This window comes from Pseudomonas pisciculturae (assembly GCF_015461805.1).
GTDB classification, from domain to species: domain Bacteria; phylum Pseudomonadota; class Gammaproteobacteria; order Pseudomonadales; family Pseudomonadaceae; genus Aquipseudomonas; species Aquipseudomonas pisciculturae.
This window is the reverse complement of the sequence record NZ_JACVZE010000009.1, coordinates 200685-222190: the sequence shown is the minus strand read 5'-3', so window position 1 is coordinate 222190 and position 21506 is coordinate 200685. Positions and strand designations below refer to the sequence as shown.

General features: G+C 58.6%; 15 protein-coding genes. 10 read left to right on the top strand and 5 right to left on the bottom strand.

Going from position 1 to position 21506, the window contains the following annotated elements:
- Positions 1-976 precede the first annotated feature (976 nt).
- Together ICY20_RS23475 and ICY20_RS23470 are read left to right on the top strand one after the other, a co-directional pair.
- Positions 977-1228, top strand: a complete 252-nt coding sequence (locus ICY20_RS23475) for a DUF6124 family protein (RefSeq protein WP_194938705.1) — start codon at positions 977-979, stop codon at positions 1226-1228.
- A 149-nt stretch (positions 1229-1377) separates the two neighbouring features.
- Positions 1378-2811 carry an ArnT family glycosyltransferase gene (locus ICY20_RS23470; RefSeq protein ID WP_194938704.1) on the top strand — a complete coding sequence of 478 codons (1434 nt, stop codon included), beginning with the start codon at positions 1378-1380 and terminating at the stop codon, positions 2809-2811.
- A 15-nt stretch (positions 2812-2826) separates the two neighbouring features.
- Here ICY20_RS23470 and ICY20_RS23465 read toward each other — a convergent pair whose 3' ends face one another.
- Positions 2827-3315, bottom strand: coding sequence for a TIGR00645 family protein (locus tag ICY20_RS23465; RefSeq protein ID WP_105523340.1), 489 nt, complete (start codon positions 3313-3315; stop codon positions 2827-2829).
- A gap of 162 nt (positions 3316-3477) precedes the next feature.
- Here ICY20_RS23465 and ICY20_RS23460 point away from each other — a divergent pair, with 162 nt between their 5' ends.
- On the top strand, positions 3478-5301 hold the full coding sequence (locus tag ICY20_RS23460) for a hypothetical protein (protein WP_194938703.1): 1824 nt from the start codon (positions 3478-3480) through the stop codon (positions 5299-5301).
- Between the two features lie 3 nt (positions 5302-5304).
- Here ICY20_RS23460 and ICY20_RS23455 read toward each other — a convergent pair whose 3' ends face one another.
- Together ICY20_RS23455 and ICY20_RS23450 are read right to left on the bottom strand one after the other, a co-directional pair.
- A complete protein-coding gene (locus ICY20_RS23455; RefSeq protein ID WP_159956083.1) occupies positions 5305-5634 on the bottom strand; it encodes a PA4575 family protein in 330 nt (109 codons plus the stop codon).
- Positions 5635-5947: 313 nt separating this feature from the next.
- Positions 5948-8386, bottom strand: coding sequence for a Lon protease family protein (locus ICY20_RS23450; RefSeq protein ID WP_122512576.1), 2439 nt, complete (start codon positions 8384-8386; stop codon positions 5948-5950).
- A gap of 268 nt (positions 8387-8654) precedes the next feature.
- Here ICY20_RS23450 and ICY20_RS23445 point away from each other — a divergent pair, with 268 nt between their 5' ends.
- From ICY20_RS23445 to ICY20_RS23420, 6 genes are all read left to right on the top strand, one after another.
- Complete coding sequence (locus ICY20_RS23445; protein ID WP_122486175.1) at positions 8655-9143, top strand: DUF3015 domain-containing protein; 489 nt, start codon at positions 8655-8657, stop codon at positions 9141-9143.
- Positions 9144-9234: 91 nt separating this feature from the next.
- Positions 9235-11088 (top strand): Lnb N-terminal periplasmic domain-containing protein, encoded by a 1854-nt coding sequence (locus tag ICY20_RS23440; protein ID WP_194938702.1) that lies wholly within the window; start codon positions 9235-9237, stop codon positions 11086-11088.
- 60 nt (positions 11089-11148) lie between these two features.
- On the top strand, positions 11149-11454 hold the full coding sequence (locus ICY20_RS23435; RefSeq protein WP_194938701.1) for a chorismate mutase: 306 nt from the start codon (positions 11149-11151) through the stop codon (positions 11452-11454).
- Positions 11455-11664: 210 nt separating this feature from the next.
- Complete coding sequence (locus ICY20_RS23430; RefSeq protein ID WP_194938700.1) at positions 11665-12753, top strand: type I restriction endonuclease; 1089 nt, start codon at positions 11665-11667, stop codon at positions 12751-12753.
- Between the two features lie 233 nt (positions 12754-12986).
- A complete protein-coding gene (locus ICY20_RS23425; RefSeq protein WP_194938699.1) occupies positions 12987-13343 on the top strand; it encodes a hypothetical protein in 357 nt (118 codons plus the stop codon).
- A gap of 70 nt (positions 13344-13413) precedes the next feature.
- The gene (locus ICY20_RS23420) at positions 13414-13902 is read left to right on the top strand and encodes a GreA/GreB family elongation factor (RefSeq protein ID WP_194938698.1); all 489 of its coding nucleotides are present in this window, start codon (positions 13414-13416) and stop codon (positions 13900-13902) included.
- Here the strand turns inward: ICY20_RS23420 and gdhA are convergent.
- Positions 13899-15236 (bottom strand): NADP-specific glutamate dehydrogenase, encoded by a 1338-nt coding sequence (gene gdhA / locus ICY20_RS23415; protein ID WP_194938697.1) that lies wholly within the window; start codon positions 15234-15236, stop codon positions 13899-13901. The two genes, ICY20_RS23420 and gdhA, sit on opposite strands and share 4 nt — an antisense overlap.
- Before the next feature lie 357 nt (positions 15237-15593).
- Entirely contained in the window at positions 15594-17258 is a 1665-nt protein-coding gene (gene ettA / locus ICY20_RS23410) for an energy-dependent translational throttle protein EttA (protein WP_122486168.1), read from the bottom strand.
- Between the two features lie 285 nt (positions 17259-17543).
- Here ettA and ICY20_RS23405 point away from each other — a divergent pair, with 285 nt between their 5' ends.
- Positions 17544-21395 (top strand): bifunctional diguanylate cyclase/phosphodiesterase, encoded by a 3852-nt coding sequence (locus tag ICY20_RS23405; protein WP_159956069.1) that lies wholly within the window; start codon positions 17544-17546, stop codon positions 21393-21395.
- Positions 21396-21506: the final 111 nt, after the last annotated feature.

Below are 21506 nucleotides of genomic sequence, written 5' to 3'. Positions count from 1 at the left end.
GTCATCCGTTCAAACTTTCTGTTTCTCATAGAGTTTCATGAGAAAAGAGTTAGACGCGAACGGGACGACGACGCCTGAGGCTTGCGTCTTCGCGGCACCTGCGACGCAACTGCTAGCTGGTAGTCAAGGGCATAAAGGAGGCCGCAGCCCGCGCAACGTGGTGAGCAGAAACGGGGGGACTTCATGGCGACGCGACTCTTGACCTACACAGAAAGCGCAAACTACTAGAAGGGTATGGGGACTCCCCATACCCTTCGTATCTAGGGCGATCCCTAGGCTAAGGGCGCGCGATTTTGATCTTGCCAGCGTGTTGACACTTACAGAAGAGTTTTAATCGAAAAATGGCTATGTAGGCCACATGACCGCGACTTTTTGCGGAATAGGTTTACGAGCAGGCTCGTACAGCCCTCAGCAATCGCTATCAGAAGCCTAGGTTCCGCTGATCCGAAGTACGACTATCGAATTGAGCTTTGATCGATGTAAGGACAGGAATTATAAAGAAATTCGCGAAAAGGTATTCCAATAAAAATTCAATCATAAATAATCGATTAAAATCATAAAGTTACGCAAGCAGTTCAAATTACCCCGGTCCCAATTCGAAGCATCAACAAAACCCGCCAAGTGCGGGTTTTGTTGATGCTTCCGTTTGGAAAAGCGCCGCCCAAGGGGCTTCGGAATTTTCCTGCAAGATATCGCGCCATTGGTGAACTGGCGCAGCCAACCTCACAACGCTACCTTCTTTCAGCCGCTGCTCATCAGCGACTGGCTTTGACAGGCCGAAAAGTGTAACCTTTCACACCCTTTGATAAGACGGCATGCTCGGCATGTCCGGTCTCGTTCATGGTGGCTGTGCGTGGGGCATCTTCGGGTGCGCCGGGTTCCTACACTTCCGGTCTGTCAACCCGCGTACAGCTGCCACCCAATCCTGTTTGACAGCAGGGGGCGGTAGCTCCTTAAACAGTGTGGGAGCTTCACTATGAAAAAGATCAACCCAAATCCCCCTTCAACCACCCTCTTCACCCTCGCCCCCGACATCCCCTGCGAAACCCTGCTGATCCAGGCCAGCGAAACCCTAGCCTCAATCAACGCCATGACCACCGACCTGGCCTTTGAATTCGAAGGGGCCAACCGTCACAAGCTACTGGCCACTCAACAATTGGTGGTGCTAGGCGAGTTGTTGGTTGAGCGGGTACTGGTACTCACCCAAAACACCCAAACGCCCCAGTAATCAAAAAAAGGCCGAGGCCCATTCAGCGCCTTGGCCTTTTCGTCCTATTTGCACACCCATTCACAAAATATTCAGAAACACCAACAGATACTAGCCTATTGCAATGACCACTCCCCCAAACGGTCCTCCTGCCCTGGTAGCCACACCCTATGACGCGCCCCGCTCCCCTACTGTTCTTGCTGGTTGGTTTGCTGTTCTTCTTCGCCCTAGGCAACCACGAACTCCAAGGCTCCACCGAAGCCCGCGTCGCCGGGATCGCCATGGCCATGCATCTGGACAATGACTGGGTAATTCCGCGCCTGTTTCGCGAGCCTTTCCTAGAGAAACCACCCCTGAGCCTATGGCTCGACGCCGGTGCAATCCGTCTGTTTGGCGGCACCACCTGGGCCGTGCGCCTGGCATCGGCGTTTGCCGGGTTGTTCAGCGTGATGCTGTTCTACGGGATGCTGCGCCAATTCGGCCGGCCCAAGACGCTGGCGTTCAGCGCCGCGCTGGTCCTGGCGACCATGGCCAGTTTTTGGGGCAATGTGCGCGGTGTGGGTGAAGACGCTTTGCTCACCCTCGGTGTGACGACCGCGTTGCTGGCGTTCTACCAAGCCATGCGGCCCGAACGCCAAGGCGCTAGCGTGTGGCCGTGGGCGCTGTTTACTGCCGGGATGGTGATCGCCACCCTGAGCAAAGGAGTGCTGGGCCTGGCGATGCCGGGCATTGTGATTTTTGTGTACCTGGCTGTGACCAGTGTGATGGACAAGCGCCTGCGCATCGGTGACTGGCTCAAGCCTGGGTTGTTCACCTTGTTGGCGTTGGTGCCGCTGATGATCTGGCTGGCTTTTTTGTTCCAGCGCGGTGGCATGCAGGCGGTGGGCGAGGTGTTGTGGACCAATAGCGTCGGGCGGTTCAGCGGCTCGTTTGTCGAGGCCGGGCATTACGAGCCGTTTTACTACTACATCGCCAAACTACCCGAGGCGTTTCTGCCGTGGAACATCCTGGTGTATCTGGGCCTGTGGCATTTCCGTAAAAGCCTGATGCGCAATCGCTACCGCCTGTTTTTCAGCCTCTGGCTGGTGGCGCAGTTCACCCTGCTGACGCTGGCCTCCAGCAAACGTACCGTCTACCTGATGTCACTCACCCCGGCCGCCGCGGTGCTGGCCACGGAATATGCCTATGTGTTGCTGCAATGGCTGAAAGATCGCAAGCTAGGCCTGTACCGCTATCACAGGCCCGTGATCGTAGGCGTATTCACCGTGCTCTTTGCCAGCTACCTGAGCGCGGCGTTCTGGTTTGCGCCCAAGGCCGACAAGCGTGAGTCATTCGTGCCGGTGATCAGCCAGATCCAGGCATTGCAGGCAGAAGGTCGAGAAGTGGCGATGTTCCAGCCGAACGAACGTATCTCCGGCGCTGGGGTGTTCTACATGCAGGGCTACGTGCCGATTCTGCAAACCGAGCCCGAACTGCGTGCCTTCCTCACCGCCAGGCCGGGCAACGTTGCGTTGCTCGATCACACCAATGGGCTGAATGAGAAGGTAACCGTCATCAAGCAGATGGCGATCAGCCGCCAGCCTTACTACTTCGTCGAACAGTAAGGCCGGCGCGGTGCATCAATGCTTGGTGAGCTTGTCGAGGTAACCCATGGCAAACGCCGATACCACGAAGGTCATGTGGATGATCACGTACCACATCAGGTGATCCGGATCGACGTTCTTGGCATCCATGAAGATGCGCAGCAAGTGGATCGAAGAAATCGCCACGATGGAGGCCGCCACTTTCATCTTCAGGGACGAAGAGTCCATGGTGCCCAGCCAGTTGAGCTTTTCTTTGTTTTCGTCGATATCCAGCTGCGAGACGAAGTTCTCGTAGCCCGAAATCATCACCATCACCAGCAAACCGCCCACCAGTGCCATATCGATCAACGACAGCAGCAGCAGGATCACCTCGGCTTCCAGCATGGTGAAGATGTTAGGGATGACGTGGATGATTTCCTGGAAGAATTTCAGCGCCAGGATCAGCAACCCCAGGGACAACCCGAGGTAGATCGGCGCCAACAGCCAGCGTGAAGCGTACATAGTATTTTCGATAAAGCGTTCCATGGGATCTCACACAGCTTGGCTAGAAATGGCGGCGAGTATACCAGCCGCTACAAGTCACCTGTAACCACGACAAAACTGACCCAGGCAGCATCTGTAAGAGAATTTTTCTGATAGTGTCGAGCCCATCAAATCGGCTCAATGACGTCGAACAGGAAAACTCAGATGATGGATGTGCGATCCCCTTTGGCCAGCATCGGCCTGTTCGCGGCGTTGTTGATTGCCAGTGGCTGCTCCCCCAGTGATGAGAAAAAACAAGCCAGCCTCGAAGAGAAAACCGCCAAGTTCGAGCAGTCGCTGGACGCCATCCAAGACCCCAAGCTGCGCGACGCCATCGGCGACCTTGGCGGCTCGCTGTTGTTACTGGAACGGGCGCAGGCCAAGCTCGCGACCAAACCCATCGAGGCCGAGTACGGCGAAGACACCCTGGCCCTGCTCAAGCACTACCCCACGCCCCAGGCGCTGGTGGACACTTACATCAATGGCCTGTTCGTGCTGCGCAGGGCCTCGCACTCCGACTATCTGACGGATTTGCAGCCGGTCTTTCCGTTCAGCTTCAACACGCTTGAGCAGTTCCCGTTCCCCCACGGCCTGGAATGGCAGTCGGTGACCTTGAGCAACAACAAAGTCATCCCCTTTCAGCCGGAGTGGTCGGAAACCGATCCCGGCATCCAGCTCAGCCCCAGCAGCTCCAACCTGACCAACCCCGATGACCTGACGGTGACCTACCCGTTCATCGAAGGCATCGAGACGGAGAATAAAAGCCAGCCGCAACCCGTCAGCCTCAAGGGCGCGATCGAGGTGGTCGCACCGGGCAAGGTGCTGACCTTCGACTTATCGAAAAAGGACGTAGGCCACACGCGCACCGAGGGCACTATCACCCTCAAGCTGCTGCTGCTTGAAAAGAACTACGCCGAAATCGAGCTGACCAATAGCGCACCGTTGGCCCCGGACGTGGGCGATGAGTCTCCCAACCCATTGCTGCTACAGGCGCGGGACAGTACCGGGCAATTCCTCACCCGCTCAGGTTCGATCAATGAAAACGCCGCACAGGTGACGTTCTATGAGAAGCAACTGGCCGAGATGCAGAAGCAGAAGGTCTGGTCTGACGCGTTCGAAAAACAGCTCACCGACGCGCAAAAAGCCTTCGAACACAAACAGAGCAGCCATTACGCCAAGGTGTATTTCAATGGCCTGATCGACAACCTACAGGTCAACATGCTGGATTTTTCCACGGCCACCCTCACCCGCAAGGACCTCGACCTGCCGGTGATGCGTTTCGACAAAAACAGCCTGCAACAAACCGTGCAGGCCTTGCCGATGCCGGTCACCGTGTATGACGACGGCGCCGCCAGCTGGCTCAAAGACGCGTCGATGACCGAAGACCAGCTGAAAAACAGCGTCACCATTAGCCAGTCCACCGAAGACGCCAGCGCAGCGCATATTGAGTTCGATCACCCCTTCACTTTCAACGACGACCTGGTGGGCGCCGAACGCAACAGCAGCGAATCACCGGTGACCTTTTTCACCGCCGACGACAAGGGTGAGCGCGGCGAGCCTATCGAGTTGCCCACTGAGGCCTTTGAACTGAACCCGAGCCGGGGCACCCTCACCTACGACCTCAACCTGTTCCCGGAGAACCCGGCCTTTGTGGTCGGCTCGATTCCGTTGTTCCTGGCCAATATCGAGAAAGCCACGGTGGACGTGAGCAAGTTGCCCAAGGGGCTGACACTCAAGGACAACGCGCTGGTCGTCGACCAGAAGGACTTCCCGTCCGACAGCTGGCGCTTCTACGCCAAGGACGCCAGCGGCAACTACCTCAAGGAAATTCTCGGCGTAAGCCACCGCGCCGAGGAGTACGGCACGGCCACCTTTGATGTGCATTATTTCTACGGCCAGCCGACGACGCTGGAAACCTACCAGCGCACCGACCTGACTACCGTGCAATATGGTTTCGAGGTCAAGCTGGACAAACCCCAGGCTCAATAGCCGTCAGTGCTGGGTGTCACTGAGGCCCTGCGAGCGCCCACCGTTGAGCTGTCGCAGATGGGCCTGCATGTGCAGGCACCAGATCTGCGGGTCGCCCGCTTTCTCATAGCCGTGCAGCGTCAGGTTGTCGACGATGGATTCGAGCATGGTTTCTGCCACAAAAGGCCCGGGGAACGGGCCTTGGGACTTGATGGTGGAAGGCTGTTCGCCGGTCATGCCGGCGGCAAACAACAGCGTCCACATCCCGTTATCCCCCGCGAGAGGGCGAATGGAGCATTCGATACGGGTGATCAGGCCCAGGCACTGGCGGGTAAGGCAAAGGCTGCGCGGCATGGCGGCGACCCTCGGTAGATCGGTGTTCAACCTCAACGCTCGGCGAGGCTGTCTCTATCCTGCGACTCCTGTAGAGATCCCTTGAGCAGAGAATAGAAGAAAACCGCGATAAACCAAGGTTGTAGGGACCAACGGGCGTTGGCCCTCAAACCCTGAGTCAATTTCATGACAGCTGCACCCGAAAGCACTGCTGTCCCATTGTGGGAGCTGGCTTGCCTGCGATAGCGGTGTGTCAGTCAACAGAAGTGTTGGCTGTGAATCCGTCATCGCAGGCAAGCCAGCTCCCACATTGGTCCTGCATCACGCCAAAAACTCAGGTGGGCTTGGCTTCGGCCAACGCCTGCTGCGCCAACTCCTTCTCCGCCTCCTTCAAGTCTTCTTCGCTGATCATCTCCGCAATCACCCGCAAACGCTCCACCACCCGCGCATTCACCGAGCCTTCCGGGAATTGCCCTTCAGCATCCGGCTCACCCGCCGGCTCGCCCACCAGCAGGCTCAAGGCCTCGTCCGCCTGGCGTACCGCGTAGATATGGAACTGCCCAGCGCGCACGGCCTGTAGCACCTTCTCATCCAGCATCAAGGTAGCGACGTTGGCCTGGGGAATGATCGCCCCTTGCTCACCGGTCAAGCCGCGAGCCTCGCAAAGACGGAAGAAGCCTTCGATCTTCTCGTTAACCCCACCCACCGCCTGCACTTCACCAAACTGGTTGATCGAGCCGGTAATGGCAAAGCACTGCTTGAGCGGCGTCTTCGACAGAGCCGAGATCAGGGTGCACGCCTCGCCGAGGGACGCACTGTCACCGTCCACATAACCGTAGGATTGTTCCAGCGCGATACTCGCCGAGATCGCCAGCGGGAATTCCTGGGCATAACGGCTGCCCAGGTAACCGGTGAGGATCATCACGCCCTTGGAGTGGATCGGCTGGCCGAGGTTGACCTCACGCTCGATGTCGACGATACCGCTGCCGCCCGGGTACACCGTGGCAGAAATGCGCGCCGGCACACCGAAGGCCGAGTCCCCGACTTCCAGCACTGTCAGCCCGTTGCACTTGCCCACGGCGGCACCGGCGGTGTCGATGAGGATCACGCCAGCGAGCATGTCGTCGAGAATCCGCGCCGACACCCGCCCGGTACGCGTGGCCTTGGCCTTGAGCGCCCGTTCGATATGGCCGGCATCGGTCATTTCGTCACCTGCCAGGTGGCGAATGAAATCCGCCTCGCTGACCAGTTGGAACAAATCCCCAATACGCGCCGACAAACGGCCCTGATGCTCCGCCAACCGTGCGCTGTAAGTCGCCAGGCGCGCCACCGCATCCGAGGTCAGCGGCGCCATGCCTTCTTCCGAGGTGCGGGTTTTGAGCAACTGGGCGAACTGCTCCAGGCTTTCGTCGACCATCGGGATGTCTTCGTCGAAGTCCACCAGTACGCGGAACATCTCCTGGAAGTCCGGGTCGGCGTCCTGCAACGCGTAGTACAACTGGCGCGAACCGATGATGATGACCTTGACCTGCAACGGGATCATCTGCGGGTTGAGGGTCACGGTGGCCAGGCGGCCCAGCTCGCCCAGGGGCGATTCCATCTTCAGCTTGCGCGATTGCAGCGAGCGCTTGAGGGCGTCCCACACAAACGGCTCGCTGAGCATCTTCTCGGCTTCCAGGATCAGGAAACCACCGTTGGCGCGGTGCAGAGCCCCCGCACGCAGCTGGCGATAGGTGGTGTACAGCGCGCCTTGGTCGGTGCTGTATTCGATACGGCCGAACAGGTTGTCGTAGGTCGGGTGCGGTTCGAATACCACCGGGGCGCCGCCGTTGACCGGGTGGCCCACCACCAGGCTTGGGCAATATTGCTCTTCGAGCAGCTTGCGGGCCTGGGCGTCGGTCTTGGCGTCATCCACCAATTGCTCGACCACGGTCTTGAGCAGGTACACCTGCATGGCTTGCAGGTAACCGCACACGGCGGCGTTCTCGGCGTATTTTTCCGACAACGGGGCGAGCAAAGGCTGCAGGGCGAGGGTGATGGTTTCTTCGTTGAACTGCCGCAGTTGGTTGTTCGACTCGCGCTTCCACTGCGGCAGGCTGGCCAACTCTTCGTTGAGGCGTTCTTCCAGCTCGGAAATATCCGTGTGGAAGCGCTCACGATCGGCTTCCGGCAGTTGCGAAAACTCGGCTTCATCCAACGCCTTGCCGTCGAGCATAGGGGTGAAGGCGATGTTGGTGCTGTCGCGATACAGCGCCACGTCCTTTTCCAGCGCCAGGCGCTCGATCACGTCCAGGGCCTTGTCGTAACGCTGGTTGAAAGCACGGTCGATGGCGCTTTTGCGCTGTTGGTAGGTCGGGTGTTCGAAGACCGCAGGGAAGGTCGCCACCAGGTTATCGATCAAACCGTTGATGTCGCTGATGAACGCCGCTGCGCCGCCGGCCGGCAACTCCAGCGCACGCGGCTCGCGAGGCTCATCGAAATTATTCACGTAGACCCAGTCGGCCGGGGTCTGCAGGCGTTTGCCTTCGGCTTTCAGGTAGCGTTTGACGAACGAAAAGCGACCGGTTCCCGGTTCGCCCATGACAAACACGTTGTAACCGGGGCGTGGCATCGCCACACCGAACTGCAAGGCTTCAACCGCACGTTCCTGGCCAAGCACACCGCGAAAGGGCTCCAAATCATTGGTGGTCGAGAAGCTGAACTGTTCAGCGGAGAAAGGGCGAGTCAGCGCTTCGGGCGCTAGACGCAAGCTGGCAGCAACAGGATCAGGCATCGGGCTTCCTTACATCAGGCGGGGCAGATGACGGCATTCTGGCTCCCGGTCACGCGCTCTGGCAAGGCGCGCCTTGAGGAAAGCGTAGACCGGGGTTCCGTCCTACAAAAAAATCGCGATAACTCTGATTGTTTTATAAAAACACACGGAACCCTTGGAACGTGCCTAAACTCCAAACTGCGCGGGTTGGACTAATAACCGATCCCTCAGGGCGCTGCGACGCGCCTGAACCCTTGTCCATTGGTTTGCACACAAAGAGAACAAAGCTATGAAACGGATCCTTCTCGGTACTCTCTTCACCGTCGTCTCCCTCAATGCAATGGCAGAAGCACCAGGTGGCCCGAACTGCGGTTGGGGCAACATGTTGTTCGAAGGCCAGCGCGGTACTCCGGCTCACTTCCTGGCTTCCACCACCAACGGCACTTCGGGTAACGCCACCTTCGGCATGACCTCGGGCACCAACGGTTGCAGCACCAACAGCGCGCTCTCCTATGGCGGCAAGTCCTGGATTGCCATGAATGGCATGATGAACGAGCTGTCCGAAGACATGGCCAAGGGTAACGGCGAAGCGCTGACCACCTACGCCGTGGTACTGGGCGTGGCTCCAGAAGACCGCGAGCACTTCGCGGCCGTGACCCACGAACACTTCCAGCAAATCTTCAGCAAGGCTGACGTCACCGCTGACGACGTGCACAACAACACCATTGCGGTACTGAAAAGCGATTCCCGCCTGGCGAAATACGCTACCCAGGCTTAAGCTCGACCGACCCGCGCCTGCCCAGGCGCGGGTTTTATTTTTGGGCCCGCCTCCCCTTTGGGTCTCACTTTTTCCGACTTAAGTTGCCCCTATGCTCAAACGCTTTGCCTGGATGGCACTCTTCGCCTGCGCCCCGCTGTACGCGGCACCGCATATTGATGATCAACGTTTGCAGCAATTGGCCAACGATCCGTTCTGGCTTTCCCTGGGTCATTACGAGGCCGGCAAAATCAGTGGCTGGCGCAGTTATGTCAGCGAAAAGAAATTCTTCCTTGCCGCCGACGGTGCCCACCACCCGGACGCCGAACTCAAGGCCACCGTTGAAGCGCTCTACGCTCCGGCGAGCCTCGGTGAAAAACACGCCCAATGCGTTTACCCCGCCCGTACCCGCTGGCTCAAGGATCAGTTGCACCTCGCTGACCTGCCCGCCGTGGACTGCGCAGAATTCAAGCAATGGTTCAAAGACGTCGCCCCTCACAGCGCGGTGATGATCTTCCCGGCGGCCTACCTCAACAGCCCGTCGTCGATGTTCGGCCATACTCTGCTGCGTATCGACCAGGCTGATGTACAGAGCAACAATACCGCCCTGCTCAGCTATGCGATCAACTTCGGCGCCTATATCGAAGGCTCGGACAACAGCATCCTGTACGCCTGGAAGGGCCTGATGGGCGGCTATCCCGGTCTGTTCGCGCTGGTGCCATACCAAGAGAAACTCTCCGAATACCGTAGCCTTGAGAACCGCGACCTGTGGGAATACCGCCTCAACCTCACCCAGGTCGAGACGGAGCGCATGGTCGAGCACGTGTGGGAACTCAAGCAGATTCAGTTCGACTACTTCTTCTTCGACGAAAACTGCTCCTATCGCCTGCTCGAACTGCTGCAAGTCGCCCGCCCCGGCCTGCGCCTGACCGAGCAATTTCCGCTGACCGCCATCCCTACCGACACGGTCAAGGCCGTCAAGGAAGCAGGGCTGGTGGAAAAGATCGACTACCGCCCCTCCCGCGAGCGCGAGCTGCTGGAGCGTGCCAAGCCGCTCGACAGTGACGAACAACAGTGGGTACTCAAGGTCAGCGATGACCAAAAGCAATTGCAGGAACCCGCGTTCAAGGCCCTGCCCCGCGAGCGTCAGGCTCTGATCATCGACGCCGCCTACCGCCTGGGCCGCTACCGCGCCAATGGCCTGGAGCGCGACACCGCTCGCTCCCAACGCAGCTTCGAACTGCTGCGTGCCATCAACCAGAACCCTGCGCCCGACTTGAAGATCGAGCCGCCCGGCCTACCTGAAAACGGCCACGAGTCGCGCACCTGGCAAGCCGGTATCGGCACCCGAGGCGACAAGGCTTACGGCGAATACGGCCTGCGTATGGCCTACCACGACCTCAACGACAACGCTGAAGGCTTCCCCCTCGGCGCGCAGATCGAAATTCTGCAAATGAAGCTACGCCAGTACGAAGGCAACCACTGGCAACTGCAACAACTGGACCTGGCCACCATCCGCTCCCTGACACCGCGCAACGCCCTGCTGCAACCCTGGTCATGGCAAGTCACCGGCGGCCTGGAGCGCGTACCCGGCAAACACGACGACGAAACCCTCGTCGCCCACGTCAACGGCGGCGCCGGCGGCACCTGGCAACTGCGCGACGACATGCTCGGCTTCGCCCTGGGCACCGTGCGCGTTGAACACAACAACGATTTCAGCGAGGCCATCTCACCGGCTGCCGGGTTCAACACCGGCGTGCTGTGGAGGAACCCACTGGGTAACCTGAGCCTGGAAGCCAAGGGGGACTTCTTCACCAATGGCGAAGTGCGCCGTAGCATCAGCCTGAACCAGCAGTGGGAGCTGTCCCGCAACCTGGGCTTGCGGCTGAGTGCACAGCGCGAGTACAGCCACTTGTCGACACCGGTAAATGAAGTGATGCTTGAAGTGAAGTGGTATCACTACTAACTGATGCCTCCCACATTTAGTCCGCATTTATTCAGTTTCATCCCAAGGAGCTCCACCAACATGGTTGTTACCTGCACCACCCTCGAACAAGTCCGCAGCAACATCGACCGCCTCGACCAACAAATCGTCACCCTGCTGGCCGAGCGCGGCCAATTCGTGTCCCAGGCCGCCCATTTCAAAAAAGACACCGACAGCGTCAAGGCGCCCCAGCGGGTCGAACAGGTCATCGCCAAAGTGCGGGGCCTGTCCCACACAGTCGGCGCCAATCCAGATGTCACTGAGCAGGTGTACCGCGCAATGATTTCGGCCTTTATCCAGCAGGAACTGGCTGAGCATGCGGCTATTCGCAAATCAGTCGAAAATTAACAAATTTATTCTTTGAGAAAGAAATTCTATACGCCACCTATAAGTCACTGATTAAAAAGCCAGAAATCCCTGGGGTTTTTTTAGCTTTTTCAAGGGGCTGTAAGTTAGCGCTGCTGGCACCTCGCTTTATGAGGATTTGTGTCTAGTCTCGGGTAGCAATCAAATTGCCACCACCTCTAAACACGGATCCTTACAGGTAAGAGGCTTGCCATGGAATTTTTTGAAAAGCTCATCAGTCTGGCAGCAAAAGTTCGGCTGCAAGGCCCCGCCATTCAAACAGAAGAAGCGACAAAAAATGCTTTCGTAATGCCCTTTATCAATACCGTACTGGGTTACGACGTATTTGATCCGCAAGAGGTGATGCCTGAGTTTGTCTGCGACGTCGGGACAAAAAAAGGAGAAAAAATCGACTACGCGATTATGAAAGACGGCGAAGTTCAAATACTCATTGAGTGCAAAAAGATCGGTGAGTCACTCAGCATCAATCACGCCTCACAGCTCTTCCGATACTTTCACGTCACCAGCGCAAGAATCTCAATCCTCACCAACGGCCAGGTCTATCGATTTTTTACCGACTTGGACGCCCCCAACAAAATGGACGAGAAGCCATTTCTTGAGCTGGACCTGTTAGACATCGACGAATACTCCGTGCCTGAATTAATCAAGCTCACCAAGTCAGCATTCGACGTTGATTCAATCATCAATGCTGCTGGAGAGCTGAAATATGTCAGCCAGCTGAAAAAGCTCATAGGCACGCAGGTCAGCAAGCCAGAAGATGACTTCGTAAAATTCTTCGCATCCCGCGTTTACGAAGGCGTCATCACACAAAAGGTACGAGAGCAGTTTTTCGAACTGACACGCAAAGCGCTGGCGCAGTTTCTGAACGACCAGATCAACGATCGACTCAAGTCCGCGATGAGCGGGGCCATCCAGCCAACTATGGCCTCAATGCCCGTCGCAAACAGCGCAAATTCAGACGCACAAGACAGAGATGAGTCAGAAGACAAGATTCTGACGACCCTGGAAGAGCTGGAGGGTTATCACATTGTTCGAGCTGTTGTGCGTTCGGTAGTCGATGCCAAACGGATTGTTCAGCGAGATACCCAAAGCTATTTTGGAATACTGTTGGACGACAACAATCGCAAGCCGATTTGTCGTCTTCACTTCAATCGCAGCCAAAAATACCTCGGCATCTTCGATGAGGAGAAAAACGAAACTCGGCATGCGATTTCATCCATTGATGACATTTACGAGTACTCCGATCAACTGAAAAAGACCGTGGGTTATTACGAGTCATAAAACCCGGCACAGATCAAAATGTGGGAGGGGGCTTGCTCCCGATAGCAGAGTGTCAGTCAATAAATACTGGGCTGACACACCGCCATCGGGGGCAAGCCCCCTCCCACATTTGGTCTGCGTGTATCCAGACACTCATCGCCGCCCAACACCTTTCTCACCTCCCTTTCACACCTCCCCGACAAATCCCCATCTAGACTCTCCCCATCAGCCGTGAAACGGCTAGGGAGTACGCCATGTGGCGGTATGCGGTATTGCTGTGTGCGGTGATGTGGCTGGCGGGTTGCCAGTCGACCCATCAGGATTTATTGGCCAAGGGTTATCCCCCGGCCTTTGCCGATGGCTTTGATGACGGGTGCAGCAGCGGTCGCCAGGCCGCCGGGGTGATCACGGGTGAGTTTCGCAAGAACGTACCGCGCTATCTGAAGGACCGTGAGTACGTCGAAGGCTGGGAAGACGGCTTTCGCCAGTGTAAGGCCATGCGCGAAAACGAAGAGCTGCGCGACTACAAAAACAACCACTGGGACGACCGTGAACGCGCCTGGCAACAGGAAAAGGACCGCGACGCCGCCAAGGCTTATCGCTCGCAATAGGTCGCTTTCAGACATCCATCGAAACTAAAGCGCGGCGAACATGGCCCAAACTCCATTGAGGGAGATCACCATGAGCCGAGCTTTTGTAAACGAGGACAACGCCGCCGCCCAGGCTGACCAGCCGGTGGAGCGCCAAGTCAGTGAACAGCCCAACCGCGTTACCGCGCAGGGGTTGGCGCAGTTGCAGGCCAAGGTTGCGCAGTTGCAGCACGAATACAGCATCGAATCCGCCAAGGACGATAAACAGCGCCAGGCTGACCTTGAGCGGGATTTGCGTTATTTCAACCAGCGAGTGCAAAGCGCTCAGGTGGTGGCACCGGCCACGTCCACCAACAAGGTGCAGATCGGCAGTTGGGTGACCTTCGCCAACGAGCAGGATGAGCAGCAACGCATTCAGTTGGTGGGCGAAGACCAGGCCGATGCCACCGCAGGCCTGATCAACTGGGGTTCGCCTCTGGGCCGCGCATTACTGGGGGCCCAGATGGGTGACGAGGTGCTGTGGAAGCGCCCCGTCGGCGATCAAATGATCGAAGTGCTGCGCATCGAGCCCGAGGTTTAGACGATGCCTTGGGCCAGCATCGCATCGGCGACTTTCACGAAGCCTGCGATGTTCGCGCCTTTTACGTAGTTGATGCGGCCGTTTTCTTCGCCGTAGTGTACGCACGCGTGGTGGATCGACTGCATGATGTGGTGGAGCTTGCTGTCCACCTCACCGGCGGTCCACAGCAGGCGCATGGCGTTCTGCGACATTTCCAGGCCACTCACGGCGACGCCGCCGGCGTTGGAGGCCTTGCCCGGTGCGAACAAAATACCCGCCTCGATAAAGATATCCACAGCCTCCAACGTGGTCGGCATGTTGGCGCCTTCGGCCACGCAGATGCAGCCGTTGCGCAACAAGGTACGGGCAGCTTCGCCGTCGAGTTCATTTTGGGTCGCACACGGCAGCGCGATGTCGCAGGCCAATTCCCACGGCGTTTTGCCTTTGCGGAATTCCAGGCCAAAACGTTCGGCCAGCTCGCTAATACGTCCGCGCTGGACGTTTTTCAGCTCCAGCAGAGCCGACCACTGCTCTTCGGTCAAACCGCTTTCGGCGTACAGGGTGCCCTCGGAGTCAGACAGCGAGATCACTTTGCCGCCTAGGTCCATGACCTTGCGCGCCGCGTATTGCGCCACGTTGCCAGAACCGGACACCGCCACGCGCTTGCCTTCAACTTTCTGGCCGTTGCGCTTGAGCATTTCTTCGGCGAAGTACACGCAACCGAAACCGGTGGCTTCCGGGCGAATCAGGCTGCCGCCGTAGGTCATGCCCTTGCCGGTCAGCACGGAGGTGAACTGGTTGCTCAGGCGCTTGTACTGGCCAAACATAAAGCCGATTTCGCGGGCGCCCACGCCGATATCGCCTGCTGGCACGTCCACGTCTGCGCCGATATGGCGATACAACTCGCTCATGAAGGACTGGCAGAAGCGCATCACTTCGGCGTCGCTCTTGCCCTTGGGGTCGAAGTCCGAGCCGCCTTTGCCGCCGCCCATGGGCAGCGAGGTCAGGGAGTTTTTGAAGGTTTGCTCGAAGGCGAGGAATTTAAGTACGCCCAGGTTCACCGACGGGTGGAAGCGCAAACCACCTTTGTACGGGCCAATGGCGCTGTTCATCTGGATGCGGAAACCGCGATTGACCTGGACCTTGCCGTGATCATCCACCCACGAAACCCGGAAGGTAATCGCGCGTTCCGGCTCGCAGATGCGCTCCAGGATGCCCGAGGTCAGGTAGTGGGGGTTGGCTTCGAGAAACGGCCACAGGCTGCGTAGGACTTCTTCCACCGCTTGGTGGAATTCAGGCTGGTCAGGGTCGCGTTTCTTGAGGCGGGCGAGGAAGGATTCGACGGATTCGATCATGAAAAGTCTCGGCAGATTTTTAGTTTTTAACGGAGATTGAGCCGGACTTTATCAATTCGTTTCGCACTGCGACAGGGCGGAATGTCGCTTTTGTGAATTTAAATGGTGCATTGGATATAACTGTATCCAGTTTTACAGGGGTTTATGCACTTAAAAGGGGATTTCAAAGTCAGGTAATGCACCAGCAAATAAATCGCTATCGGGAGCAAGCCCCCTCCCACATTTGACCGAGTATATCCGCAGCGACGCGATCAAATGTGGGAGCTGGCTTGCCTGCGATAAATACACCTCGGTCCATCTGAAAAACACGCAAAAAAAACGGAGCCCGAAGGCTCCGCTCTTTCAAACCAACCTAAATCAGGCCAGTTTCTTGTGACGCACGCGGTGCGGCTGGGCAGCAGCTTCACCCAAGCGCTTCTTACGATCCGCTTCGTACTCGGTGTAGTTACCTTCGAAGAACACCGCTTGGGAGTCGTCTTCGTACGCCAGGATGTGGGTCGCGACGCGGTCAAGGAACCACCGATCGTGAGAGATCACAATGGCGGCGCCCGGGAAGTCCAGCAGGGCTTCTTCCAGCGAACGCAGGGTTTCAACGTCGAGGTCGTTGGATGGTTCGTCGAGCAGCAATACGTTGCCGCCCTCTTTCAAGGTCAAGGCCAGGTGCAAGCGACCACGCTCACCGCCGGACAGGTCCTTGACGAACTTCTGCTGATCGCCGCCCTTGAAGTTGAAACGACCTACATAGGTGCGCGACGGGATTTCATAGTTGCCGATGCGGATCTGGTCGGAGCCGTCGGAAATCTGTTGGAACACAGTCTTGCTGCCGTCGAGGTCTTCGCGGCTCTGGTCTACACAAGCCAGTTGCACGGTTTCGCCGACTTCGATGGTGCCGGAGTCTGGAGTTTCCTTGCCCATCAGCATGCGGAACAGCGTGGATTTACCCGCACCGTTACCACCGATAACGCCGACAATCGCGCCTTTTGGCATGGAGAACGACAAATTGTCGATCAGCACACGGTCGCCATAGCCTTTGGAAACGTTCTTGAACTCGATGACCTTGTCACCCAGGCGCGGGCCGGCCGGAATGTAGATCTCGTTGGTTTCCGAACGCTTTTGGAATTCCTGCGATTGCATTTCTTCGAAGCGTTGCAGACGAGCCTTGGATTTGGACTGGCGGGCCTTGGCGCCTTTGCGCACCCACTCCAGTTCTTCCTTCATGGCTTTTTCGTGAGCCGATTGCTGCTTGGATTCAGCCGCCAGACGATCGGACTTGGCTTCCAGCCAACCGGAGTAGTTGCCCTCGTAAGGGATACCGGCGCCACGGTCGAGTTCCAGAATCCAGCCAGCGACGTTGTCCAGGAAGTAGCGGTCGTGCGTGATCGCAACCACGGTGCCTGGGAAGTCGTGAAGGAAATGTTCCAGCCAGGCGACGGAATCGGCGTCCAAGTGGTTGGTCGGTTCGTCGAGCAGCAGCATGTCAGGGGCCGACAGCAGCAGGCGGCACAGGGCCACACGGCGCTTCTCACCACCAGACAGGAATTCAACCTTGGCGTCCCACGCTGGCAGGCGCAGGGCATCGGCGGCGACTTCCAGTTGGCGCTCCAGGTTGTGACCGTCGCCAGCTTGCAGGATGGCTTCGAGCTTGGCCTGTTCGGCGGCCAGCTTGTCGAAGTCGGCGTCTTCTTCGGCGTAAGCCGCGTAGACCTCGTCCAGGCGGGCCTGGGCGTTCTTGATCACGGCGACGGCTTCTTCAACCACTTCGCGCACGGTCTTGGTTGGGTCCAGGATCGGCTCTTGCGGCAGGTAGCCGATGTTCAGTTCGGGCATCGGGCGGGCTTCGCCTTCGAACTCGGTGTCGACGCCGGCCATGATTTTAAGCAGCGTGGACTTACCCGAACCGTTGAGGCCGAGCACGCCGATCTTGGCGCCGGGGAAGAAGGACAGCGAAATGTTTTTCAGGATTTCCCGCTTCGGTGGAACAACTTTTCCCAGCCGATGCATGGTGAAGACGTATTGAGCCATGGTAAACCTAGCGTCAGTGACTGATGAATTAAGTGGGGCAAGCCCGTGCCAGGCCATGCGCCGCGCGGGCCGTTGACGATGATCAATGCCTGCGTGCGGAAAAAGCCTGAGTGTCTGGGGCTGGAACGCCCCCGCGTAACCGGCAAAGCTACCTGAATGCGCTTGGTCAGTCCAGCCAAGCGGGGCTGGCACTTTGCCACAAGTCAAGGCATGCTAGCCGCCCTCCGGGCGTCCGGCTTATAGTGCACGTCGCGCGCCAGTCCAGCCAAACCGCAGGATCACAGCTTGTCCAAAGTCACGCCGCCAACTCCCTTGCGCGCCGCTCATATTGCGCCGGGAGCGCCCCTGCACGGCACCCTTAAAGGCGCATTGGCGACGCTCGTCCTCATGTTGCTCGCGTTATTGTTCTGGCAACTGCTGGATCAACTGCAACAAAACCAGAAAAACCAGCAGCAATACACCATCGACTACAGCGCCGACCTGGCTGAACAGATCAGCCTGAACATGGCCCTCAGCGCAAAAATCGCCCTGAACCTGCTGCCGATGGTCGAACCGCCGCGCGACAGCGAACAGCAACAAGCCCTGATGCACACCTTGCAGCGCTCGCTGCCGGAACTGCGCAGCATCGCCCTGCTCGCTCCCAGCGGTGCGATGATCAGCGACAGCGCTACCGACAGCCAGGACAGCGCCTGGCTTGAGGAGTTGGTACAACGCAGCCACTCCCAGTCCTATTACCTGAGCAACAACAGCGACGGCACCCTCATCTATTTATTGCTGCACCAGCCCAGCGGTGGCTCAAAAGTGTACTGGGTGCTGCGCCTGGCCCCCAACTACCTGGTCAGCCTCACCCGCCAGGACGGCCAGGGCCAGCGCCCGATGTGGGCCATCGAGAATCGCCTTAACCACCGCGTCATCAGCCGTGACAGCGGCATGCCAGCCCAGTGGGCCGGCGCCCTCACCCCGGATGAGCTGAATAAAAGCGTACTGGTCACGCCCCTGAGCAAAAGCGACTGGCAATTGCGCGGGTTGTTTGACCGTACCGCCGTGCTGGAGCAACTGTTGCCGGCGTTTATCGGTAAATGCCTGCTGGGTCTGGCGTTTTCGCTGATCCCCGTGATCGTGCTGCTCAACATGCGCCGCCGTCAGCGCCAGGTGCATGAGGGCCGGCGGCGTTATCAGGATATTTTCGAAGGCACCGGCGTGGCGCTCTGCGTACTGGACCTGTCGGGCCTCAACGCGTTCTTCGCCAAGGCTCACCTCCAGACCCGTGCGCAACTGCACGCCTGGCTGGAGGATAACCCCCTCGCACGCCGGCAACTGCTCAAGGAACTGCGCATCACCGAGGTCAACCAGGTCGCGGTTCGCCTCTTGAACGTAGGCTCCTGCGAAGAAGCGTGGGAACGCCTGATCGATGATTGCCCGCGCAACGCGACGTCCATTGGCTACCAGATACTGGAAGCCTTCCTGAGCCAACAGAACCAGCTTGAACTGGAAATCCAGCTCAAGGACCTGGCCGGCAACGATCAATACCTATGGCTCGTGATGCGCCTGCCCGAGCAGCAGGATGACTTCAAGGCAGTCATCCTCAGCATCAGCGATATCACCAGCCGCAAGCTGATCGAGCTGTCGCTGGTGGAGCGTGAGAGTTTCTGGTCGGACGTGGTGCGCACCGTGCCCGACCACCTCTATGTGCAGGACGTGATCAGCCAGCGCATGATTTTCAGCAACCACCATTTGGGCCACACCCTCGGCTATAACAAAGCCGAACTGCAACAAATGGGCGAGTACTTCTGGGAAATCCTGCTGCACCCCGAAGACGCCGAGTATTACCACGACTTGCGCCAACAACAGCGACAAGCCGGCTACGCCACCCAACTGCAATGCCAACTGCGCTTTCGTCACCGCAACAACCAGTGGCGGCGCTTTGATATCCGCGAGCAAGCCTTGGCCCGCGACAAGTCGGCCCAGGTCACTCGCATCATCGGCGTGGCCAAAGACATCACCGACCAGATCGAAGCCAGCGAATCCCTGCGCGACAGCGAGCAGCGCTACCGGATGCTGGCCGAAAGCATCAGCGACGTCATCTGCTCCACCGACAGCAAGCTGGCGCTCAACTACATCAGCCCGTCGGTCAATGCCGTATTGGGCTATGACGTGGACTGGGTGTTCAAGAACGGCTGGCAGTCGATCATCGCCAACCCGCAGCAACTGAGCGGCATCTACAGCTTGGTGGAGCAAGTGAGCCGCGCACTCAGCGATACCGAGGCACTGAACAAGCTGCGCGATGAAGTGCACACCCAGCTGTATCTGTTCGACTGCCTGCGCGCCGATGGCCGCAAGGTGCCGATCGAGTTGCGCCTGGTGCTGGTGTGGGACGAGCACGGCGCGTTCGAAGGTATCCTCGGCGTAGGCCGCGATATCAGCCAGCAGCGCCGCGCCGAGAAAGACCTGCGCATGGCCGCCACCGTATTCGAGCACTCCACCTCGGCGATCCTGATCACTGACCCGGCGGGTTATATCGTGCAGGCCAACGAGGCCTTCAGCCGAGTCAGCGGCTACGCCGTGGCGGACGTGCTCGATCAGTTGCCCAACATGCTCACCGTCGACGAGCAACAGGAAGCCCACCTGCGCTACGTGCTCAAGCAATTGCACCAGCACAGCACGTGGGAAGGCGAAGTGTGGCTCAAGCGCCGCAATGGCGAACATTACCCGGCCTGGGTTGGCATTACCGCCGTGTTCGACGACGAAGGCGACTTGGCCAGCTACGTGTGCTTCTTCAGTGATATCAGCGAGCGTAAGGCCAGCGAACAACGCATCCACCGCCTGGCTTACTACGACGCCCTGACCCACCTGCCCAACCGCACGCTGTTCCAGGACCGCCTGCACACCGCGTTGCAGTCGGCCGAGCGACAGAAGTCGTGGGTGGTGTTGATGTTCCTCGACCTCGACCGCTTCAAGCCGATCAACGACTCCCTGGGCCACGCTGCCGGCGACCGCATGCTCAAGGAAATGGCCACGCGCCTGCTGGGCTGCGTCGCCGAAGACGACACCGTGGCGCGCATGGGCGGCGACGAGTTCACCCTGCTGCTGCAACCGCGGGTCAGCCGCGAAATGGCGCTGAACCGTGCGATCCACGTGGCCGAGCAGATTCTCGCGAGTCTGGTGAAACCGTTTGTGCTCGAAGGCCGCGAGTTCTTTGTGACCGCCAGTATCGGCATCGCCCTGAGCCCGCAAGACGGCAACGAGCTGAGCCAACTGATGAAAAACGCCGACACGGCGATGTATCACGCCAAGGAGCGCGGCAAAAACAACTTCCAGTTCTACCAAGCGGACATGAACGCCAGCGCCCTGGAGCGCCTGGAGCTGGAAAGCGACCTGCGCCATGCCTTGGACCAAGACGAGTTCGTGCTCTATTACCAACCGCAATTCAGCGGCGACGGCAAACGCCTGACCGGCGCCGAAGCCCTGCTGCGTTGGCGTCACCCGCGACGCGGCCTGGTGCCGCCGGGGGATTTCATCCCGGTGCTCGAAGAACTGGGCCTGGTGGTGGACGTGGGCGACTGGGTGATCCGCGAGGCCTGTCGCCAGCTCAAGACCTGGCACCAAAACAAAGTGCGCGTGCCGAAAGTGTCGGTGAACATCTCAGCGCGGCAGTTCTCTGACGGCCAACTGGGCACACGCATCGCCACCATCCTCAAGGACACCGGCCTGCCGCCGGCATGCCTGGAGCTGGAGCTGACCGAAAGTATTCTGATGCGCGAAGTCAACGAAGCCCTGCACATCCTCGACAGCCTGAAAAACCTGGGCTTGAGCATTGCGGTCGATGACTTCGGTACGGGTTACTCGTCGCTTAACTACCTCAAGCAGTTCCCTATCGACGTGCTGAAGATCGACCGCACCTTCGTCGATGGCCTGCCCTCCGGCGAGCAGGACGCGCAGATTGCTCGGGCGATTATCGCCATGGCCCACAGCCTCAACCTGGCGGTGATCGCCGAGGGTGTGGAGACCCATGAGCAGCTCGACTTCCTGCGTGAGCATGGTTGCGACGAAGTGCAGGGTTACCTGTTTGGGCGGCCGATGCCGGCGAGTCAGTTTGAGGCGCAGTTCAGCAATGATGCGCTGTTCATGTTCGACTGATCCTCTGCTGTGGGGCTGATGGCCTCATCGCAGGCAAGCCAGCTCCCACACTTGGAATGCGTTCCCCTATGGGAGCCGGGCTTGCCCGCGATGAGGCCCTTACAGCCACCG

Excerpts from the sequence above, each read along its gene's own strand:
- ICY20_RS23465 (WP_105523340.1), bottom strand. The coding sequence starts at position 3,315 with ATGGAACGCTTTATCGAAAATACTATGTACGCTTCACGCTGGCTGTTG.
- ICY20_RS23450 (WP_122512576.1), bottom strand. The coding sequence starts at position 8,386 with ATGCCTGATCCTGTTGCTGCCAGCTTGCGTCTAGCGCCCGAAGCGCTG.
- ICY20_RS23435 (WP_194938701.1), top strand. The coding sequence starts at position 11,149 with ATGGTTGTTACCTGCACCACCCTCGAACAAGTCCGCAGCAACATCGAC.
- ettA (WP_122486168.1), bottom strand. The coding sequence starts at position 17,258 with ATGGCTCAATACGTCTTCACCATGCATCGGCTGGGAAAAGTTGTTCCA.
- ICY20_RS23470 (WP_194938704.1), top strand. The coding sequence starts at position 1,378 with ATGACGCGCCCCGCTCCCCTACTGTTCTTGCTGGTTGGTTTGCTGTTC.
- ICY20_RS23430 (WP_194938700.1), top strand. The coding sequence starts at position 11,665 with ATGGAATTTTTTGAAAAGCTCATCAGTCTGGCAGCAAAAGTTCGGCTG.
- ICY20_RS23420 (WP_194938698.1), top strand. The coding sequence starts at position 13,414 with ATGAGCCGAGCTTTTGTAAACGAGGACAACGCCGCCGCCCAGGCTGAC.
- ICY20_RS23425 (WP_194938699.1), top strand. The coding sequence starts at position 12,987 with ATGTGGCGGTATGCGGTATTGCTGTGTGCGGTGATGTGGCTGGCGGGT.
- gdhA (WP_194938697.1), bottom strand. The coding sequence starts at position 15,236 with ATGATCGAATCCGTCGAATCCTTCCTCGCCCGCCTCAAGAAACGCGAC.
- ICY20_RS23475 (WP_194938705.1), top strand. The coding sequence starts at position 977 with ATGAAAAAGATCAACCCAAATCCCCCTTCAACCACCCTCTTCACCCTC.
- ICY20_RS23455 (WP_159956083.1), bottom strand. The coding sequence starts at position 5,634 with ATGCCGCGCAGCCTTTGCCTTACCCGCCAGTGCCTGGGCCTGATCACC.
- ICY20_RS23440 (WP_194938702.1), top strand. The coding sequence starts at position 9,235 with ATGCTCAAACGCTTTGCCTGGATGGCACTCTTCGCCTGCGCCCCGCTG.
- ICY20_RS23460 (WP_194938703.1), top strand. The coding sequence starts at position 3,478 with ATGATGGATGTGCGATCCCCTTTGGCCAGCATCGGCCTGTTCGCGGCG.
- ICY20_RS23445 (WP_122486175.1), top strand. The coding sequence starts at position 8,655 with ATGAAACGGATCCTTCTCGGTACTCTCTTCACCGTCGTCTCCCTCAAT.